Source organism: Photobacterium obscurum (assembly GCF_026191635.1).
Taxonomy (GTDB): domain Bacteria; phylum Pseudomonadota; class Gammaproteobacteria; order Enterobacterales; family Vibrionaceae; genus Photobacterium; species Photobacterium obscurum.
In genome coordinates, this window is record NZ_JAKRRW010000064.1 from 1 (window position 1) to 525 (window position 525).

Consider the following 525-nt stretch of genomic DNA (forward strand, 5'->3'; position numbering starts at 1 on the left):
CATTGGTTTTTCGCCGGACTCTACACAAGACACTTGAATGTGTTTGCTTGAGAACTCGTTCTTTATCCCTTCTTTAAATAAGAAGTTATAAAAAACATTTTAATCCAACTCATTGAGTTGAATTTACTAGTCAGCTTTCCAGATTGTTAAAGAGCATGTGTACTTCTCTACCTAAATAAATAGGTTTCGACATCCACTTTCTAAAGACTTTCTGACGGGTCGCGCAGGCGACAAAAAGCGACCCAACGGCAGTATTTCGCCATTGAATCTGCGTGTAGTGCAGAAAATATTTAGAGAGTGGTGGAGCTATGCGGGATCGAACCGCAGACCTCTTCGCTGCCAGCGAAGCGCTCTCCCAGCTGAGCTATAGCCCCATCGATATGGATTTCTTTTCTAAGACAAGGTATGAAGTGAGGACGTTTAGTACGCTAAACGACGAACTTCATAACGAAGTATTAGGAAAGAATGGTGGGCGATACCGGGCTCGAACCAGTGACCCCCTCCTTGTAAGGGAGGTGCTCTCCC

1 tRNA gene is annotated in these 525 nt (G+C 44.6%); it reads right to left on the reverse strand.

From position 1 onward, the window contains the following. Positions 1-298 precede the first annotated feature (298 nt). A tRNA-Ala gene (locus MD588_RS25925) sits at positions 299-374 on the reverse strand. Positions 375-525: the final 151 nt, after the last annotated feature.